The organism is Bacillus tequilensis (genome assembly GCF_012225885.1).
GTDB classification, from domain to species: Bacteria; Bacillota; Bacilli; order Bacillales; family Bacillaceae; genus Bacillus; species Bacillus tequilensis.
The window spans coordinates 2,093,104-2,108,896 of sequence record NZ_CP048852.1 but is presented as its reverse complement, the minus strand read 5'-3'; the positions used below and the strand labels follow the sequence as shown (position 1 = coordinate 2,108,896).

The window sequence follows — 15,793 nt, the reverse complement described above, 5'->3', positions numbered from 1 at the left end:
ACATTTGCGTGTGTTACGATATCACCTGTTAGCCGCCAATAAAAAGCTAACAAGGGAGGATTTACTTATGAAGAAGACGATTATGTCCTTTGTAGCAGTTGCTGCACTTTCATCAACTGCATTCGGAGCTCACGCTTCTGCAAAAGAAATCACGGTGCAAAAGGGTGATACGCTCTGGGGAATCTCTCAGAAAAACGGAGTGAACCTAAAGGACCTAAAAGAATGGAACAAGTTAGCTTCTGATCAAATCATTGCAGGAGATAAACTGACCATTTCTTCAGAAGAAACAGCCACTACTGGGCAATATACAATTAAAGCGGGAGACACGCTGACAAAGATTGCTCAACAATTCGGAACAACAGTCAATAACTTGAAAGTTTGGAATAACCTAAGCTCTGACATGATCTATGCTGGATCAACACTTTCAGTAAAAGGTCAGGCAACAGCAGCAAACACAGTTACTGAGAATACGCAAACTAGCGCGCCTCAAACTGAAACAAAACAAGAAGCTGTGCAAAAAGAGCAACCTAAACAAGAAACAGCTCAACCACAACCAAAACAAGAAACAAAGGCTGCAGCAGAAACTTCTGTTCCTACAGAAGAAAAGGCTGTTCAATCAAATACAAATAATCAAGAAGCATCAAAACAACTCACAGTTACTGCTACTGCTTACACTGCTAATGACGGCGGCATTTCCGGCGTTACAGCAACAGGCATTGACTTAAATAAGAACCCGAATGCGAAAGTCATCGCGGTTGACCCTAATGTGATTCCGCTAGGTTCTAAAGTCTATGTTGAAGGTTACGGTGAAGCAACAGCAGCAGACACTGGCGGCGCTATTAAAGGAAATAAAATCGACGTATTTGTACCAAGTAAAAGTGATGCATCTAATTGGGGCGTCAAAACTGTAAGTGTAAAAGTTTTAAACTAATAAATTGTGATGAAAGACGCGAGCTTTTGGCTTGTGTCTTTTTTTGTTCTGTTTAGAGATGTATATATGATATGCCTGATTTAAGAAAAGTGATCGCGATGTTTTTAAATGTGAAAAAAGGTTTTTTTGGAGGTAAGGTTATCTATCGGAAGCTCGCAGCTATAGAGGCAGAGCTGTACAACAGCCGGCTTTACATACTCGGATATCAAGAGGTCGGATGAATGTGCCGGTGCGGGAGATTGTAACTGAATCATCTTTTTATTGTTCAGCCGGCATGAGGAGCGAAAACGCCAAGCGGGGAATATGATCCAGTCCGATTGTGGTGTAGCGAGGCTCTTCATTAGGAATTGCTGGTTAACAAAAGGATCCTGGCATTTGCCAAGATCCTTTTTATTTAAACCAGCCTTTTTCCTTTGACCGAGTAATAGCTTCTATTCGGTTTTTCACTTCAAGCTTTTCTAGAATCATTGAGATATAATTTCGTACCGTCCCGCTTTTGATGCTGAGTTCCTGAGCAATTTCTTTTGTGTTTTTACCGTCAGCCACAAGTTCAAGCACTTCTTTTTCTCTATCTGTAAGAGGATTAGCCTCGCTGTATATGTCCTCCATCAGCTCAGGTGCATAGATGCGTTTTCCGTTCATGACGCTTCGGATGGCGCTTGCAAGCTCTTCGCTCGGACTGTCTTTTAACAAATAGCCTTTAACGCCTGCTTTAATGGCTCTCTGAAAGTAGCCGGGCCTGGCAAAGGTGGTTAAGATGATAATTTTGCAGCCTGTACCCTTTAACTCCTCAGCAGCTTCGAGCCCCGTTTTTCCGGGCATTTCAATGTCCATCACACATACATCAGGCTGATGTTTTTTGACAAAATCGACAGCATCTTGGCCGGTTGTACCTTTGCCTGTGACTTCCATATCGTCTTCTAGGTTTAGAAGTGATCCTAAAGCGCCTAATAGCATCTGCTGATCTTCTGCAATAAATATACTAATCATGTAAGCCATCCTTTATGTTTATTTTGAATTATTAGGAATTGCCATGGTAAGCTTGGTGCCGTTTTCGGTATTGATGTGAAGGCTACCGTTTGCAAATTCAAGCCGTTCTCTCATCCCGAGTAAGCCATGGCCTTTTGAAAAGAATTTTTCTTCTCCTTGAAATGTTCCATCGTCAGACACAGTAATGACAACTTCCTTCCACAGCTGCTGAATGTCAATCCGGCAAGTTTTAGCCTGACTGTGTTTGACGACATTTGTGACAGCTTCTTTTAAGCACATGCTTAAAATGTTTTCATTAAGCAATGAAATGTTATCAGGCCATTTCTCTTCTTCATAGATAAACGTGATGTCAGCTGCTTCGAGAATTTGTTTAATGTTGATCAGTTCATCCTTGAGCCGGATGCCTTTCATGGAGGATACGATCTTTCTTACTTCATTTAAAGACGTTCTCGCTGTTTGCTGAACACTTTTCAGTTCACGCGCTGCTTGGTCGGGATCCTTGTATATCAATTTTCGCGCCAAGTCGCTTTTTAAACCGATGAGAGAAAGCTTTTGCCCAAGCGTATCGTGGAGGTCGCGGGCAATTCGCTGCCGCTCTTCTAATTTCACCAGCTCGGCAATCCGTTCATTTGCATCCTCGAGTTTTTCTTCCAGCCGTTCGCGCTCCTTACGGCTTCTTATACTAAAAGGCAATAAAATCGCGCTGATGAGGGTAATGACGACAAAAGGAATTTGAGTCAGAAAAAATTCCTTTTTTAATACGAGACTGAAATTAGCTGCAATGGCTGCGCTTATTAAATGGACGTAATATAAAATATGAAAGGGGACGCGTTCCTTTATGTTTCCAATAAAATAAGCGATAAAAAAAGCAAAATAAATATAACTGTACATAGTAATGGAGGCGGTTGAAATGCCAATTAACAAAAACGCCCACAAATAAATGGCCCAGCCTTTTGAGACAAACGCAAATCGATATGCCAAAAAAAACAAAAGCGTCAAAATGATACCGACAATAATAACAATTGTTGATGATGATTTCCAAATAAAGTAGAAGGGGAGGATGAAAAATATCGTCCATATATAGGGTGTAATCCCGTTTAGTTTTTGAAATGTAAAAGGCTTTTTAATCATGATCTTACCTCGTTTTCAGCTTTTCATCTTACTTGTAACTTTATCATTGTGACAGCCAGAATGCATCCTCCAACAATAAAAAGGAAGCCTTCTAGTATGTTAGAAGACCTCCTTCATCATCAGGCGTTCTTCCGCAGATTCTGTTTTTCTGGTGAATCAGGCGGAAGGATTAAAGGTATATGTTTGATATCCCGAAATGACACAAACTGTTTGTTCTCTTCATCCCATAGACGGAATGCGAGTGATTGCAGGCTTGTTTTTAAGGTGATTGTCGGTACGTTTTTTAATGGTTCGTGATGTTCATGAGCAACTTCAAGCTTGTAGTTAGGCACCTTTGGACTCAAATGATGAACGTGGTGGTAGCCGATATTGCCTGTCAGCCATTGAAGCAGTTTCGGGAGTTTATAAAATGAACTGCCTTCAACAGCAGCCTGAACGTAGCTCCAGTTTTCATCTGCTTCAAAATAAGAATCTTCAAATGTGTGCTGAACATAAAACAGCCACACCCCGATTGAACCTGAAATCAGAAAAATGGGGCCTTGCACCAGCAAAAACGATTGCCAGCCAAAGATCAGACAGCAAGCAGCAGCCAAAGCGGCAATTGCCAGATTCGTAAGGTATGTGTTTATACGCTCCTTGCGTCTTGCACCTTTTTTGTTAAAACGGTTGGTGATCAGAAAAACATAAATCGGTCCGAGAATAAACATAACAAACGGGTTTCTATAAAGTCTGTATGCAAGCTTTGTTCGTCTGGATGCAGCTTTATATTCGTTAACTGTTAACATCCAGATGTCTCCTGTTCCGCGTTTATCCAGATTGCTGCTTGTCGCGTGATGGATCGAATGGCTGTGCTGCCATTGAAGATACGGAAATAAAGTCAGAACACCTGTCAGAAAGCCGAGAATATGGTTATAGCGCTTTTGTTTAAAAAATGATTGATGACAGCAGTCATGAAAGATAATAAAAATTCTTGTCAAAAACCCTGCAGCAATCACAGTAAATGCTAACGTAAGGAGATAGGAGACGTTGAGGCTGAGAAAAGCCAAAAACCACAGTCCGAAGAAAGGAATAAACGTGTTCAAAAGCTGAATCAGGCTGTTTTTTGTTTCGGGCTGAGCAAAAGCAGCGACTTGCTTTGTCAGCTGTTTTTGTTTTTGCGCAACGGTTTGTTCAGTCATGGTAAGTATCCTCTCATTGTGTGTCTCAGTTAAGTATACGCGAATGAGAGAAGTTCTTTGTAGTAGCACACATCATACACCGTACATGACATTTGTCATGTCGAACAGCTTGCATCACTGTTTGCGCTAAAAAAGCTTGTAAAAAAAATTTACAAGCTGGTTAATGTTTATCGATCCATATTTGTGATACACCTGAAACAGCTTCAATCCTGCATGTTCCCCCTATGGGAAAGGTGGCAATTGGGGAGGTGTGTCCGGCATTTATATTTGCGATGACCGGAAGTCCGGATAATTCTTTTTTTGTTCCAATCATGGCTTTCACAAGATCGATTGATACGTTTGATGCTTTTTGAAATCTGCCGATCAAAATCGCTTTCACATCAGAAAAAGCGGGGAGGTGGATGAGTGATTGCAGATCGCGGTCAAACATGTGGATGTCTGACATATAATCATCTTCAATCAATAAAATAGTATTTTCTGTTTCTGGAAAATACTCCGTTCCCTGCAGCAAATTAAGCGTGCATAGGTTTCCGCCAATCAAGGTCCCTTCCGCATAACCCTCCTGGATCACAACAGGGCCGTTATTAGGGTGGAAGCTCCTGTTTTCTTGATCCGAAAACCAGGGGTCATCGCTCCACTCGCTAGAAGGATGAATCTCAAACGGGTCGTCCGAAGTGCAGCAAGAAAGAAAATATTCTTCTGTATAATCAAGTCCTTTTTTCATTGCAAATGTTGAAAAGTGGGGACCTGAATACGTAACAAGACCCGTTTTTTGATAAATGGCGTTGCAAAGAGCCGTTATATCCGAATAGCCGCATAGAATTTTTGGATGCTGTTTGATTTTTTTGTAATCAAGATAGCGCAGCAGCTGATTTGAATTGAAACCGCCCAGTGTCGTTAAAATTGCTTTGACATTGGGGTCGAAAAAGGCAGCGTGCAGATCATGGACTCTTGACTCAATAGAAGAAGAATCAAATTCGTTACATTCATTTGCGTGTTCAGAGATGGTTACTCGATAACCTAAGCGTTCTAACGCCGTTTTTGCTTGGATTTTTGCTTCATTTGATAATGTAGACATGCTGGTCGCGGGAGACACGATCCGGATTTCGTCTCCCTTTTTCAGTTTTGAGGCGAACATAGAACCCTCCATCAATGGTTTTATACCATTACAGCATATCTTGGCTCTTTCATCCAGACCTTTTTACAAATCAACCCACTTTATGCTGCCTGACTGTGTATCATGATCGATGCATACTTCGAATTGATGTTTTTCATAAAAATGAATCAGCCGGTCTACATGATTCCAATCACGTTTGGCGATATCGCCGGTGACTTTCGGAATATTGCGGTCTCTGGCGATATCTTTTAAATATTTCATGCAAATGGAACCAAACCCGTGATTCGGAGGGCCTTTGATGTCTCCGATATGAATGGCATCGTCCTTATAAGACGCTACAAGTGAAAAACATCCTATTCCTCGGTATGCCGTTTTACAATCAGTAAGCATAATTTTGCATGTTTGGCCATCATCAATCGAGGAGACAATCAACCACTCTTCATGTTTCGATTGATCAATACCAAGCACTTTTGCATCTTTAGATAGATCCTTCATATTCTCCTGCATGCGGTACATTTGAAATTCCAAATCATTTAATTCTTCCTCAAGTTCTTGACGATTTTTTTCTTTAACAGTAAACAAGATCAAACTCCTTTCAAAAATCAGCTTAGAAACACAGTTTCCAATTGTATTAGATGAGAGGAGCAATGTAAATAACAAATCCAATATTACTAGAAATTAGCGTAAAGGAAGGTTTGATCGTTTTTAAGAGAGGAAAAAGAAAACTAACCTGTGAAAAAGGAGGAATCGGAATGGCGATTGATTCATTGATTAACAAATTACAGTATGTCCAATTGGAACCGCCGGATAAAATTCTCTCCCTGTATCTCAATACAGACATGAGAGATCCAGATCAGCAGGGGGGAGAATGGAAAATTGCCCTAAAGTCAGGATTCGGCCGATTAAAGGAGTATCTGGCTGCAAGTGATCCAGAGGAAGGGAAGTGTCTGGCCAGGATTAAAATGAAAATTGATCAATACGTAAATGAAATGGGAATAGACATGCCCCGCAGTCTCGTATTTTTTGTTTCAGACAGCGGCATATGGGAACCGATTAAGCTTCAAATCCCTGTCGAAACAAGATTTTACTGGGAAGAAGCAGCTGTACTGGATCAGTTGAAGGGTTTGCGCCAAACGTACCCAAGCACGGCATTTATTTTAACTCAGCAGCATGAAGTGAAAATTATTGAAACCATTTTAGGCAAAATAGAGGCGGTTGAGCATTATGAATACGATATGATCAATGAGTCTTGGGAGAATTGCCATTCCTCCGCAAACAAAGCAGCACCATTTGATGAGAACCGAATGAGGGAACATGTTACAGAGAACCAAACAAGACTGTATAAGCGGCTGGCTGCCAATCTTGATCAAAAAGCTGCTGTGAAAAAATGGGAACGAATGGTCATTGCCGGTGATAAAGAAACAGCCGATTTATTGGATCAGCATATGAATAAACCGATTTACTCGAAAATCCAAAAGAACCTGCTGAATGAAAACGAACATAAGGCTGTTGAGCATTTGATCAAAGAGGCGTAAAATTACCAGGGCCGGGGCTAAAAGCCGCCGGCCTTTGAAGTGTGTCTAATTTCTGACGAAGCAATCGAAAACGTTGACATCTTCTTTGAATTTGCATACGATTTGGATAGCCAGTACAAATTAGGAGAGGTCACCAAATGAATCAAACAGAAAATAAACCGAAAAATTATACGGGGATTGTCCTTACACTGACAGTTCTGATTAACGGTTTAATCGCAGTGCTGTTTTTTATGCCTAAATTAGATCAGTTCAGCCATGCGAATATTCACATTCTGCCAATGCTGAATGCGATATTCAACAGCTTTACGTTTATCTTCTTATTGGCCGCGCTGATTATGATTAAACAGAAAAATATTAAAGCTCATAAACGCTTTATTTTAGCCGCATTCACAACAACTTTGCTATTTTTGATTTGTTATGTGGTTTACCATTCGATTGCGGAGAACACGCTTTATGGCGGAGAAGGGATTATGCGCCCGATTTACTTCTTTATTTTAATAACGCATATCTGCCTTTCCGCGATCATTGTGCCGCTTGCGCTTTTTACGCTGATCAGAGGCTTCAGCATGCAGGTGGAGCGCCACAAAAAAATTGCCAGATGGACAATGCCTCTATGGCTGTATGTAAGCCTTACAGGCGTTATTGTATATCTGATGATTTCACCGTATTATTAAAAGCCATACTCTGTATGGCTTTTTAGCATGTAAACATGACAAAAGCCCAAATTCATTTTTGGGCTTGTCAGTAAATTGATAGACTCCTAATTACGAGTCTTAGGTTCCATGGTTTCAAGTGTTGCAACCTGCAAAGATTCTTCAACAGTTTTTGTTTTTTCTTTTACTTTTTCTGCATACGTGTAATCGCCGTAGCAATAAGGATAGCGAAAATTGTTCGCGTTTCCCCCGCAAGTATACAGATCAGGATTTTTTTTGACTTGCTGCTCGGAGTATTGTTTTGCCAATTCCTCAGTATGCGTTCCTCCATGTTCAGCTACAAAATCAATGTAACCTGCCCCCATGTTGTAGCTTTGAATAATGGTATCCAAATCCACGCCTTTTTCCTTGCCAGTCTTGTACATGAGGGTAAATTGCTTGACGCCTTGTTTAACACTGAGTTGAGGGTCTGTTATCTCATTGCGTTTTAACCCCAGAGATTCAGAGGACTGCATGGGATCATTGCCTTTTCCTTTTGACTCCTGATACATCATGCCAAGTATGAGTGATGTATAATTAGAGAGTCCTTGATTATCTAGCTCGTCTTCCACCAGCGGTTTATAATCGGTTAAACGTTCCAAAACAATCGTTTTCGTATCGATCGGAAGTTTTTTGATTAAATCCCGGTTGGAAAAAAGCAAGACTAATAAAAAAGAGGCGATGACAAAGACAAAAATCATCATAAAACCCGCAGCAGCGAAACAGCCTTTTCTCTTTTTCTTCACTGTGTTTCACCCTCAATGTTTGGAGCAGTATGACTTTTTTATTATGACACAGAACCATATATCAGACCAAGTAAAAACCTGATTTGAAACATAAATTTAAACTATGAGATTGAATTGGAACACAAGCAAGCTGGTTTGCACCCAAGCATAATTGTTATATGATAAAAGTATGTATAAAGAAAGGTGATACAGATGACTGAATTTAAAGAAACGGAACGGACGGCTGCTGACCTGGACGAGGAGACGCTGTTTTTAGTCGCGCAAACATTCAAAGCGCTTTCTGATCCTACCAGAATCAGAATTCTCCATTTGTTATCTCAGGGTGAACATGCAGTAAACGGAATTGCAGAAAAGCTGGATTTACTGCAATCCACAGTGTCCCACCAGCTCAGATTTTTAAAAAATCTCCGGCTTGTCAAATCGCGGAGAGAAGGAACATCCATATATTACTCACCGGAGGATGAACATGTTTTAGATGTTCTTCAGCAAATGATCCATCATACACAACATGATTAAAAAAAGACATCCTTGCATAATCGCACTTAGCGGGCAAGGATGTCTTTTTCTTTATTGTGTCTGATCTGTTCGCGTTCTTTTCTGCTGAGCTTGATGACAAAAGAAGAAAAGCCGATATAATAAACAGCTATCAGAAAAAAGACGCCAACTGTCAGAGGGTCTGTGCCGATTGACTGACTGTAAGATTCAAGGCTGTTTAGATCAGGCGAGGTAAGATAAAGCTCTGTTACTCGATACAGAAATCTTGATAAAAACAAGGTTAAGAGAATCACTTCTACCCAAATATGAGTCCGAAAATAAATTTTCCCTCTGCGTTTTTCAAAGGAGATGTTCTTCTTAGCGAAAAAGACAAGTAACCATCCGCCAAGAATGCCGAAAATGAGATATCCATATAAAAAAGGGTGAATCACGCTGAATATCGAAAGTCCACAGGCAAACAGCGAGAAAAGAATCATACGGGTGAACAGCCAGCGGGGCTTCAGCGGCTGGTATCCGATGGACCTTTTAATTTTTTTATACAGAAAAAAGATGATAATCATGGCAGGATAAACGCTCTGAAGTGTAAGATGCATGATGTGAAATCCCCTCCGTTGAGAAGTGTATGCTTATCCGGTTTGAAATAGTAGCTGAAATCAATACTGAACACAAAAAAGAAGGGGAAACCCCTGTAACCATAACATATGCAAGAGGTATTTGGGCCGCATAATAGATATGCCCAAGCTTTATCAAAATGTTATGATTATGCTGTTGGAAAATTAAAGAAGAAAAGGTGCGAAGAATGAAACTGGAACGTTTATTGGCGATGGTTGTATTATTAATCAGCAAAAAACAAGTGCAGGCCGCTGAACTTGCTGAGCTGTTTGAAGTATCAGTCAGAACAATTTACCGTGATATTGAGACGATCAATAGAGCAGGTATTCCGATTGTAACCTCACAGGGCTCCGGAGGCGGAATTGGCATTATGGAAACGTATCGGCTTGAGAGAGAGTGGCTGAAAGAGGAGGAGCTGTTTGCGATCGCTTCCGCTTTGCAGAGTGTCTCATCCATGTATGAACCCGTTTCTCACAGCACAGCCTATCAAAAAATCAAGCACCTCGTACCGGAACAGTCTGCTGAAGCATTTAAGCACCAAACAGAAAAATGGTTTATTGATATGACGGCTTGGGGCCATTCTGAGGATCAAAAGGCGCTTCGTGAGAGAATCAGTACAGCCATCGATCAATTGTCAACGATATCATTCACATATACAAACGCAAGCGGAGAAACACTTTATCGTGAAACGGAGCCTTACACATTGGTTTGCAAAACAGGGCACTGGTATTTATACGCCTATTGCCTGGTGAGAAACGATTTTCGCTTTTTTAAACTTACCCGAATGAAGGATATGACCATCTTACATCAGTCCTTTATCAGAAAAGACATTCAACTGGAGACTTTGCCGTGGGAAAAGAATTGGTACCAAAAAGACCGTTTAACTGAACTGGTCATTCTTGTTCAGCCGGCAGCACGTCAGCGCATATGTGAATGGTTCGGAAATGAAGTTCTTCATTGTGATGAAGATGAAACCTGCTGGGCAATGATTTCTCTTCCGGAAGATCAATGGCTGATCGGCTTTTTGCTGCAGTTCGGAAAGGATATTGAGGTTCTGAAGCCTCTTCATATACGGGATAAAGTAAAAGATACCATTCATCAGATGCAAAAAGTTTATGAAACCTGACATACTGCTGTCAGGTTTCTTTTTTTATAATCTAGGTAAAAAGGAGGGATCGTATGGGTTTTTCACATATGACACATTTAGAACAGAAACGGTTTGCCGGACTGTCACAACGGACCAGCAACGCATTGGAAATGGCGGGAGAACGGCGGATCCCGGCTCTGTGGAACCAATTCTGGAAGCAGGATATGAGCGCTCTAGTTTCGCAAGCTGAGAAAGATCAAAGCATTATCGCTTTATATTCCAATTACGAACAGGAGACGAATGGGCTTTACACGTTTTCAATCGGAACGTTTCAGGAGGAGAGCGGCACTCTTCCGGAACTCTATGAAAATATTGATTTGCCTGCTTCCGATTATGCCGTTTTCACTTCCAGAATCGGCCCTATTGAAGAAGTTGTGCTTGAAACGTGGAAGGAAATTTGGACGTGGGATAAACGTCATCTGCGTACCTTTACAGGTGACTTTGAGATGTATGATCAAAGGGCAGCAGTACCTCAGCGGGCACAAGTTAATATTTATATAGCCATAAAAAAATAATAACTCTTGATAAACTAATGGTGTTAGTTAATAATGAAACTAACGCCATTAGTTTTTATTAGGAGGAATGAAAAGATGAGAGTTACTCAATACCAAACCGTTTGGCAGCTGACTTTTTATCCAGCATTGTTTCCGGTTAATTGCTATTTAGTCGAGGAAGAAAACGAAGTCACCCTGATTGATGCCGCACTTCCGGGCAGCTATAAAGGAATCATTCAAGCTGTCAATCAGCTGGGAAAACCGCTTCAGCGTATTTTACTGACCCACGCCCATGGTGATCATGTCGGATCACTGGATGCATTGACACAAGCATTTCCTCACGCAAAGGTGATGATCTCAGAACGGGATTCTCTCCTGCTGCAAGGCGATACATCCTTGCGTCATGATGAGCCGCAGACACCTATTAAAGGAGGCATTCCGAAACACGTGCAAACAAAGCCTCACCAACTGCTGAGGGGAGGCGAAACAATAGGTTCACTGCTTGCAATTTCTACACCGGGCCATACACCGGGCAGCATGTCATTTCTTGATACGAGAAACGGAACTGTAATTGCAGGAGATGCGTTTCAATTGCGCGGAGGAATCGCTGTATCAGGACAGATAAAATGGTCATTCCCTTTTCCAGCCTTCGCGACATGGAATAAGGAGGAAGCCATTAAAAGCGCACAATTGCTCGCCGACAAGGCGCCTTCGTGTCTCGCGGTCGGACATGGACATTTCCTGAGATCACCCGCAGAGCGGATGAAACAGGCGATCCAAAAAGCAAAGAAAGGATGATGAACATGTCACCGAGAATAGGGTTAAGCCAAAAAATGATTGTAGATGCAGCAGCGGAGATTGCCGATCAGGAAGGCTTGAATCGTGTTACGCTTGCTGCACTGTCTAAAAAAATGAATGTTCGCCCTCCATCGCTGTATAATCATATCAACGGGCTCAAAGCGATCAGAACAGAGCTTGCTGTCAGCGGACTGACAAAGCTTTATGAACAAATGGCAGTCTCCGTAACCGAACAAAAGGGAGATGCCGCTCTGCTTGCTTTAGCCCATGCTTATGTTGATTTTGCAGTTGAAAATCCGGGATATTATGAGGCGTCTTTGCTTAAGGTTCAGGACGAAAGGGCAGAAATCGTCTCAGACCAAATTGTCAGGCTTGTGACGAAGCTGCTCATTGAAAACGGCTATGCAAGCGAAAAGACTGCCATTCACGCGACAAGGGGGCTCAGAAGCCTGTTGCATGGCTTTACGGCTTTAATGGCAAAAGAAGCATTTGAACGTCAAGAGGATATTTCAGAAAGTCTGTCATACTCAATCCGCACGTTTTTGTCAGGCTTGATAATAAACAATAAAAATATTATGTAAACAAATAAAAAGATGTCCTATATTTCTGAATATTGATATAATATTACGGTAGTATACATAGGGGAGAGACATTAGGAAATGAATGACATTCACAAAATTGAGCGGTTAGCGGCAGCTTCATGGCCGTCATATATTCAGAAACGCTTGGGACAATGGCTTCTCAGAGCGAATTTTGGCGTAACCAAAAGGGCGAACAGCGTGTGGACATCAGCGGAAATGCCTGAAGGAGACTTCCGGGAAGAAGCCGAGCATTTTTATAAAAGCTTGGGCTTGCCCGTTTGTTTTCATATCAGCAATGCAACTCCGAAAGGACTAGATGCTGCATTGGCAGACAGCGGTTATGAAAAGGCGGACGAGTGCTTTCAAATGACAGCATTATGCCGGGATATTATGAACCATACTGAAGAAAACAGCAGCTTTACATACAAATGGGAGCATGAGCCGTCATCTGTTTGGATTGATGAATTTATTCGATTGGAAGGATTTTCGCAGGAGCGGCATCAAGGCTACACAAACATTTTCAAGCGCATGCCGCCGTGTAAAACCTTTTTCACGATGTATGACCAAGGAAGCCTGACAGCGCTTGGAACGGTTTCTGTCATTGATGGTTATGGCGGACTTAGTAATATCGTTGTAGCCGAGGAGCACAGAGGAAAAGGGGCAGGAACCCAAGTCATCAGACTGTTGACTGATTGGGCAATAAACAACGGAGCGGAATGCATGTTTTTACAAGTGATGAAAGAAAATCTGGCGGCAGTTTCTTTATATAAAAAAATTGGATTTTCGCCTATATCAGAACACCATTACCGGATCAAAAGATAACCAAAGGAAGGTGCTTGACGATGGACTCGCTTCAAGAGATTATATGCGAAAAACGGACATATACACGCCTTTATCATTCACATAAGCACGCGTACAGCCAATTTCTTTTTCCGCTTGAAGGGAGTATTGATCTTGAGACGGAGGGGCGCGAGGTGAAATTAAAGCCGGATCGGTTTTTATATATTCCGCCTGAATGCGAACATCGTTTCCGTTCAATCGGCAGAAATGAATGTCTTGTGCTGGATGTTCCGCTTGATGCGATGAAAATTGATGAATATGATGCAGGGGCGGGAATCGAAGCTGGACTTGATCCTTATTGGTCTTCAATTAAGTACTTATTGACGGAGGAAGCAAAGGCCGGCACAGCAAACTCGCTGCATATGCTTGTTCAATACATAAAAGAAAAGCTGCAATCCCATACCTACGCCTCAATTGCCTACATTCACAGCCATTTATTTGAGCGGCTGACGATTAAAAAGCTGGCAGAAATCGAGCATTACCACCCAGCCTATTATTCAAACTGGTTCAAGAAGCAGACGGGGAAGTCGCCGCAAAACTATATCGCTGACCTTCGGCTTGAGGAAGCGAAACGAATGGTGATAGAGAAAAAGGAAACCCTTACTGTCGTGAGTGAGGCGCTGGGTTTTCAAAATCTTTCTTCATTTACAAGATGGTTCACAAAAAATACAGGCATGCCGCCCCGCCTCTATCGAAACACCTTATATTCGGATAAAAAGTGATGGTCCTTTGGTTAAAACGAATCTAGGATATCTCTTTTATAATAGAAGAAAAAGGAGTTATTGATATGGCAGTCATTGAGGACTTTGAGAAATTGGATATCAGAACAGGCACTATTGTAAAAGCGGAGGAATTTCCTGAAGCAAGAGTTCCGGCGATTAAGCTTGTGATTGATTTTGGAGCAGAAATCGGCATAAAACAATCAAGCGCGCAAATCACGAAGCGTTATCAGCCAGAGGATCTTATTAACAAACAAATCATAGCAGTCGTCAACTTTCCGCCGCGCCGGATCGCGGGGTTCAAGTCAGAAGTTTTGGTGCTTGGAGGCATTCCCAGCCATGGTGATGTCGTCCTATTGCAGCCGGGTCAGCCCGTTCCAAACGGCACAAAAATCGGATAACACAAAAAAGACGTTTGCCCTTAGGCAAACGTCTTTGCGTATTGAGGCGATGCACCACACGCCACATTCGTGTGCGCCCAAAGGCACGTACATCGGCTTACACAATTCAGCTCATCGCTATATGAATATAGCATGGCGGGTGAAGGAATGCAAGGATAACTTTGTAAATGTGAGTGAGATAGTTATAAAACTTATCTTATTTTGTCTGTTTTTGTCGAAAATAAGTGAAAACACACAATTCCAATTATAATATTGTTAATTTGTATGACGATAATAAGTTTGCGTTTTATCATTCAAACTTAGAAAAGTGACTTATCTGTGGCCTAAGTGTGACCTGAAACACCGTTTTGTGAATGTGAATAAATGCTGTTAAATCAACGAAAACCTAGTAAATAATAAGGTGAATACAGGATGGTGTGCTTATCTATGAAACGATTCGTACTGAAGCATAACAACGCTAGAATGTGAATAAAGGTGTTTCACAGACATTGAAATCATATCACCTTGTAGGCCAGGCTTTAGACTTTGTTGCCAACTAGTGGTTATTCTAAATCTGATACTAAATGGAGCGGCTATTGTGCTGCAGATATTAAGAAATTTATTGCTTATGCAAATCAATTGGATTTGAATAGGGAGGAGACTAGAAAGGATTTGTTGATCAGCCACACCTTCAATTTAACACAAAGGCTATAGCACAGATACCTTTGTAAAAAAGCATCCTCTAAACCTTCAAAATCACAAATTCAGGTATAAAACAATCAGTCGGTAAGATCAAAATTGTCGGTGTATCAAACGCTGCAATTATCATGGACAAACCAGATCGAATTAACGCTAAGAATGTTGGTACAAATGGGCTTGGAAAGACAAAATTGATATCGCTGGTCTGTTAGAGGTTCAAATAATTCTAAGGGATACTGGGGGATTATTCATATCGGTAAACGCCGATATGTGTCTGGTCAGCACGGCAAAATGGTTTAAGTAAATAAATAGTTCCCTTAAAAATTTTCGAGGGAATTCTTTTATTTACTTTTTAATTAAACCCGATTAAAACAGTTCTCTAAATAATAGGTGTACCGGGAGTTTTTGTGTGAGATGTTTTTTTGGTGTCAAATCCTTCTTCAATGATTAGTTCTTTTTCCTTTTTAGATAAGTATTTATGGAATATAGGGGCTGAAAAATCATAAAATTCTTTGCTGCCTATCACCTCATCAACCCATTCTTGTACTTCATCAGTTATTTCAGTTGTTACCTTGTAGTTTTCTCTTTTTTCAAGCTTACGTCCTGGCATACGATAATCCTCCTTGCTAGATTATCGTTTATAGTTCTTTTGGAATCCATGCTTAAATTATTCCAATCAAAGGAAAGTATATCTGAAGACGGTATTAA

General features: G+C 41.2%; 20 protein-coding genes and 2 pseudogenes. 14 read left to right on the top strand and 8 right to left on the bottom strand.

Annotation, left to right across the window (positions count from 1 at the left end; translation table 11 throughout):
• The first annotated feature begins 67 nt into the window (after window positions 1-67).
• Both G4P54_RS11085 and G4P54_RS11080 read left to right on the top strand, forming a co-directional pair.
• On the top strand, window positions 68-931 hold the full coding sequence (locus G4P54_RS11085) for a 3D domain-containing protein (RefSeq protein WP_167872686.1): 864 nt from the start codon (window positions 68-70) through the stop codon (window positions 929-931).
• 71 nt (window positions 932-1,002) lie between these two features.
• The gene (locus tag G4P54_RS11080) at window positions 1,003-1,152 is read left to right on the top strand and encodes a hypothetical protein (RefSeq protein WP_167872685.1); all 150 of its coding nucleotides are present in this window, start codon (window positions 1,003-1,005) and stop codon (window positions 1,150-1,152) included.
• A gap of 169 nt (window positions 1,153-1,321) precedes the next feature.
• Here the strand turns inward: G4P54_RS11080 and desR are convergent, their stop codons facing one another.
• The 5 genes from desR to G4P54_RS11055 all read right to left on the bottom strand — a co-directional run bounded on the left by desR (window position 1,322) and on the right by G4P54_RS11055 (window position 5,929).
• Window positions 1,322-1,921 (bottom strand): two-component system response regulator DesR, encoded by a 600-nt coding sequence (desR, locus tag G4P54_RS11075; RefSeq protein ID WP_024715393.1) that lies wholly within the window; start codon window positions 1,919-1,921, stop codon window positions 1,322-1,324.
• Between the two features lie 18 nt (window positions 1,922-1,939).
• Complete coding sequence (desK, locus tag G4P54_RS11070; protein WP_024715394.1) at window positions 1,940-3,052, bottom strand: two-component sensor histidine kinase DesK; 1,113 nt, start codon at window positions 3,050-3,052, stop codon at window positions 1,940-1,942.
• 119 nt (window positions 3,053-3,171) lie between these two features.
• On the bottom strand, window positions 3,172-4,230 hold the full coding sequence (gene desA / locus G4P54_RS11065) for a Delta(5) desaturase DesA (protein WP_167872684.1): 1,059 nt from the start codon (window positions 4,228-4,230) through the stop codon (window positions 3,172-3,174).
• A gap of 160 nt (window positions 4,231-4,390) precedes the next feature.
• Window positions 4,391-5,368 carry a S66 family peptidase gene (locus G4P54_RS11060; protein WP_167872683.1) on the bottom strand — a complete coding sequence of 326 codons (978 nt, stop codon included), beginning with the start codon at window positions 5,366-5,368 and terminating at the stop codon, window positions 4,391-4,393.
• A 63-nt stretch (window positions 5,369-5,431) separates the two neighbouring features.
• On the bottom strand, window positions 5,432-5,929 hold the full coding sequence (locus G4P54_RS11055) for a GNAT family N-acetyltransferase (protein ID WP_167872682.1): 498 nt from the start codon (window positions 5,927-5,929) through the stop codon (window positions 5,432-5,434).
• Between the two features lie 170 nt (window positions 5,930-6,099).
• Here G4P54_RS11055 and G4P54_RS11050 point away from each other — a divergent pair, with 170 nt between their 5' ends.
• Together G4P54_RS11050 and G4P54_RS11045 are read left to right on the top strand one after the other, a co-directional pair.
• Window positions 6,100-6,882 (top strand): VLRF1 family aeRF1-type release factor, encoded by a 783-nt coding sequence (locus G4P54_RS11050; protein ID WP_167872681.1) that lies wholly within the window; start codon window positions 6,100-6,102, stop codon window positions 6,880-6,882.
• A 137-nt stretch (window positions 6,883-7,019) separates the two neighbouring features.
• Window positions 7,020-7,556, top strand: coding sequence for a DUF420 domain-containing protein (locus G4P54_RS11045; RefSeq protein ID WP_019714625.1), 537 nt, complete (start codon window positions 7,020-7,022; stop codon window positions 7,554-7,556).
• 86 nt (window positions 7,557-7,642) lie between these two features.
• Here G4P54_RS11045 and G4P54_RS11040 read toward each other — a convergent pair whose 3' ends face one another.
• On the bottom strand, window positions 7,643-8,320 hold the full coding sequence (locus tag G4P54_RS11040) for a lysozyme family protein (RefSeq protein ID WP_167872680.1): 678 nt from the start codon (window positions 8,318-8,320) through the stop codon (window positions 7,643-7,645).
• 192 nt (window positions 8,321-8,512) lie between these two features.
• Between G4P54_RS11040 and czrA the strand changes: the two genes are divergently transcribed.
• Complete coding sequence (gene czrA, locus G4P54_RS11035) at window positions 8,513-8,836, top strand: Zn(II)-responsive metalloregulatory transcriptional repressor CzrA (RefSeq protein WP_024715400.1); 324 nt, start codon at window positions 8,513-8,515, stop codon at window positions 8,834-8,836.
• Window positions 8,837-8,862: 26 nt separating this feature from the next.
• On the opposite strand, the gene csk22 is transcribed toward czrA, so the two are convergent.
• Complete coding sequence (gene csk22 / locus G4P54_RS11030) at window positions 8,863-9,408, bottom strand: mother cell-specific sporulation protein Csk22 (RefSeq protein WP_024715401.1); 546 nt, start codon at window positions 9,406-9,408, stop codon at window positions 8,863-8,865.
• Between the two features lie 206 nt (window positions 9,409-9,614).
• Between csk22 and G4P54_RS11025 the strand changes: the two genes are divergently transcribed.
• The 9 genes and pseudogenes from G4P54_RS11025 to G4P54_RS21355 all read left to right on the top strand — a co-directional run.
• Complete coding sequence (locus G4P54_RS11025) at window positions 9,615-10,553, top strand: helix-turn-helix transcriptional regulator (protein WP_167872679.1); 939 nt, start codon at window positions 9,615-9,617, stop codon at window positions 10,551-10,553.
• Between the two features lie 53 nt (window positions 10,554-10,606).
• Window positions 10,607-11,089: a GyrI-like domain-containing protein gene (locus tag G4P54_RS11020; RefSeq protein WP_167872678.1), complete on the top strand. Its 483-nt coding sequence runs from the start codon at window positions 10,607-10,609 to the stop codon at window positions 11,087-11,089.
• Between the two features lie 75 nt (window positions 11,090-11,164).
• Window positions 11,165-11,866, top strand: coding sequence for an MBL fold metallo-hydrolase (locus tag G4P54_RS11015; protein WP_167872677.1), 702 nt, complete (start codon window positions 11,165-11,167; stop codon window positions 11,864-11,866).
• Window positions 11,867-11,871: 5 nt separating this feature from the next.
• Window positions 11,872-12,447: a TetR/AcrR family transcriptional regulator gene (locus G4P54_RS11010; RefSeq protein WP_024715405.1), complete on the top strand. Its 576-nt coding sequence runs from the start codon at window positions 11,872-11,874 to the stop codon at window positions 12,445-12,447.
• 78 nt (window positions 12,448-12,525) lie between these two features.
• Complete coding sequence (locus G4P54_RS11005; RefSeq protein ID WP_167872676.1) at window positions 12,526-13,269, top strand: GNAT family N-acetyltransferase; 744 nt, start codon at window positions 12,526-12,528, stop codon at window positions 13,267-13,269.
• A 14-nt stretch (window positions 13,270-13,283) separates the two neighbouring features.
• On the top strand, window positions 13,284-14,009 hold the full coding sequence (locus tag G4P54_RS11000) for an AraC family transcriptional regulator (protein WP_167872675.1): 726 nt from the start codon (window positions 13,284-13,286) through the stop codon (window positions 14,007-14,009).
• Between the two features lie 65 nt (window positions 14,010-14,074).
• Window positions 14,075-14,407 (top strand): chaperone CsaA, encoded by a 333-nt coding sequence (csaA, locus tag G4P54_RS10995; RefSeq protein WP_024715408.1) that lies wholly within the window; start codon window positions 14,075-14,077, stop codon window positions 14,405-14,407.
• A gap of 416 nt (window positions 14,408-14,823) precedes the next feature.
• Window positions 14,824-15,119, top strand: a pseudogene (locus tag G4P54_RS21360) (M15 family metallopeptidase); the annotation flags it as partial.
• Window positions 15,120-15,150: 31 nt separating this feature from the next.
• Window positions 15,151-15,385 (top strand): annotated as a pseudogene (locus G4P54_RS21355) (M15 family peptidase); the annotation flags it as partial.
• 79 nt (window positions 15,386-15,464) lie between these two features.
• Here G4P54_RS21355 and G4P54_RS10985 read toward each other — a convergent pair.
• Window positions 15,465-15,695, bottom strand: coding sequence for a hypothetical protein (locus G4P54_RS10985; protein WP_167872674.1), 231 nt, complete (start codon window positions 15,693-15,695; stop codon window positions 15,465-15,467).
• Window positions 15,696-15,793: the final 98 nt, after the last annotated feature.

What these genes read in the sequence shown, in the direction of transcription:
- desA (WP_167872684.1), bottom strand. Translation starts at nt 4,230, where the DNA reads ATGACTGAACAAACCGTTGCGCAAAAACAAAAACAGCTGACAAAGCAA.
- G4P54_RS10985 (WP_167872674.1), bottom strand. Translation starts at nt 15,695, where the DNA reads ATGCCAGGACGTAAGCTTGAAAAAAGAGAAAACTACAAGGTAACAACT.
- czrA (WP_024715400.1), top strand. Translation starts at nt 8,513, where the DNA reads ATGACTGAATTTAAAGAAACGGAACGGACGGCTGCTGACCTGGACGAG.
- G4P54_RS11080 (WP_167872685.1), top strand. Translation starts at nt 1,003, where the DNA reads ATGCCTGATTTAAGAAAAGTGATCGCGATGTTTTTAAATGTGAAAAAA.
- G4P54_RS11025 (WP_167872679.1), top strand. Translation starts at nt 9,615, where the DNA reads ATGAAACTGGAACGTTTATTGGCGATGGTTGTATTATTAATCAGCAAA.
- G4P54_RS11050 (WP_167872681.1), top strand. Translation starts at nt 6,100, where the DNA reads ATGGCGATTGATTCATTGATTAACAAATTACAGTATGTCCAATTGGAA.
- G4P54_RS11060 (WP_167872683.1), bottom strand. Translation starts at nt 5,368, where the DNA reads ATGTTCGCCTCAAAACTGAAAAAGGGAGACGAAATCCGGATCGTGTCT.
- G4P54_RS11020 (WP_167872678.1), top strand. Translation starts at nt 10,607, where the DNA reads ATGGGTTTTTCACATATGACACATTTAGAACAGAAACGGTTTGCCGGA.
- G4P54_RS11085 (WP_167872686.1), top strand. Translation starts at nt 68, where the DNA reads ATGAAGAAGACGATTATGTCCTTTGTAGCAGTTGCTGCACTTTCATCA.
- desK (WP_024715394.1), bottom strand. Translation starts at nt 3,052, where the DNA reads ATGATTAAAAAGCCTTTTACATTTCAAAAACTAAACGGGATTACACCC.
- G4P54_RS11045 (WP_019714625.1), top strand. Translation starts at nt 7,020, where the DNA reads ATGAATCAAACAGAAAATAAACCGAAAAATTATACGGGGATTGTCCTT.
- desR (WP_024715393.1), bottom strand. Translation starts at nt 1,921, where the DNA reads ATGATTAGTATATTTATTGCAGAAGATCAGCAGATGCTATTAGGCGCT.
- csaA (WP_024715408.1), top strand. Translation starts at nt 14,075, where the DNA reads ATGGCAGTCATTGAGGACTTTGAGAAATTGGATATCAGAACAGGCACT.
- G4P54_RS11015 (WP_167872677.1), top strand. Translation starts at nt 11,165, where the DNA reads ATGAGAGTTACTCAATACCAAACCGTTTGGCAGCTGACTTTTTATCCA.
- csk22 (WP_024715401.1), bottom strand. Translation starts at nt 9,408, where the DNA reads ATGCATCTTACACTTCAGAGCGTTTATCCTGCCATGATTATCATCTTT.
- G4P54_RS11010 (WP_024715405.1), top strand. Translation starts at nt 11,872, where the DNA reads ATGTCACCGAGAATAGGGTTAAGCCAAAAAATGATTGTAGATGCAGCA.
- G4P54_RS11005 (WP_167872676.1), top strand. Translation starts at nt 12,526, where the DNA reads ATGAATGACATTCACAAAATTGAGCGGTTAGCGGCAGCTTCATGGCCG.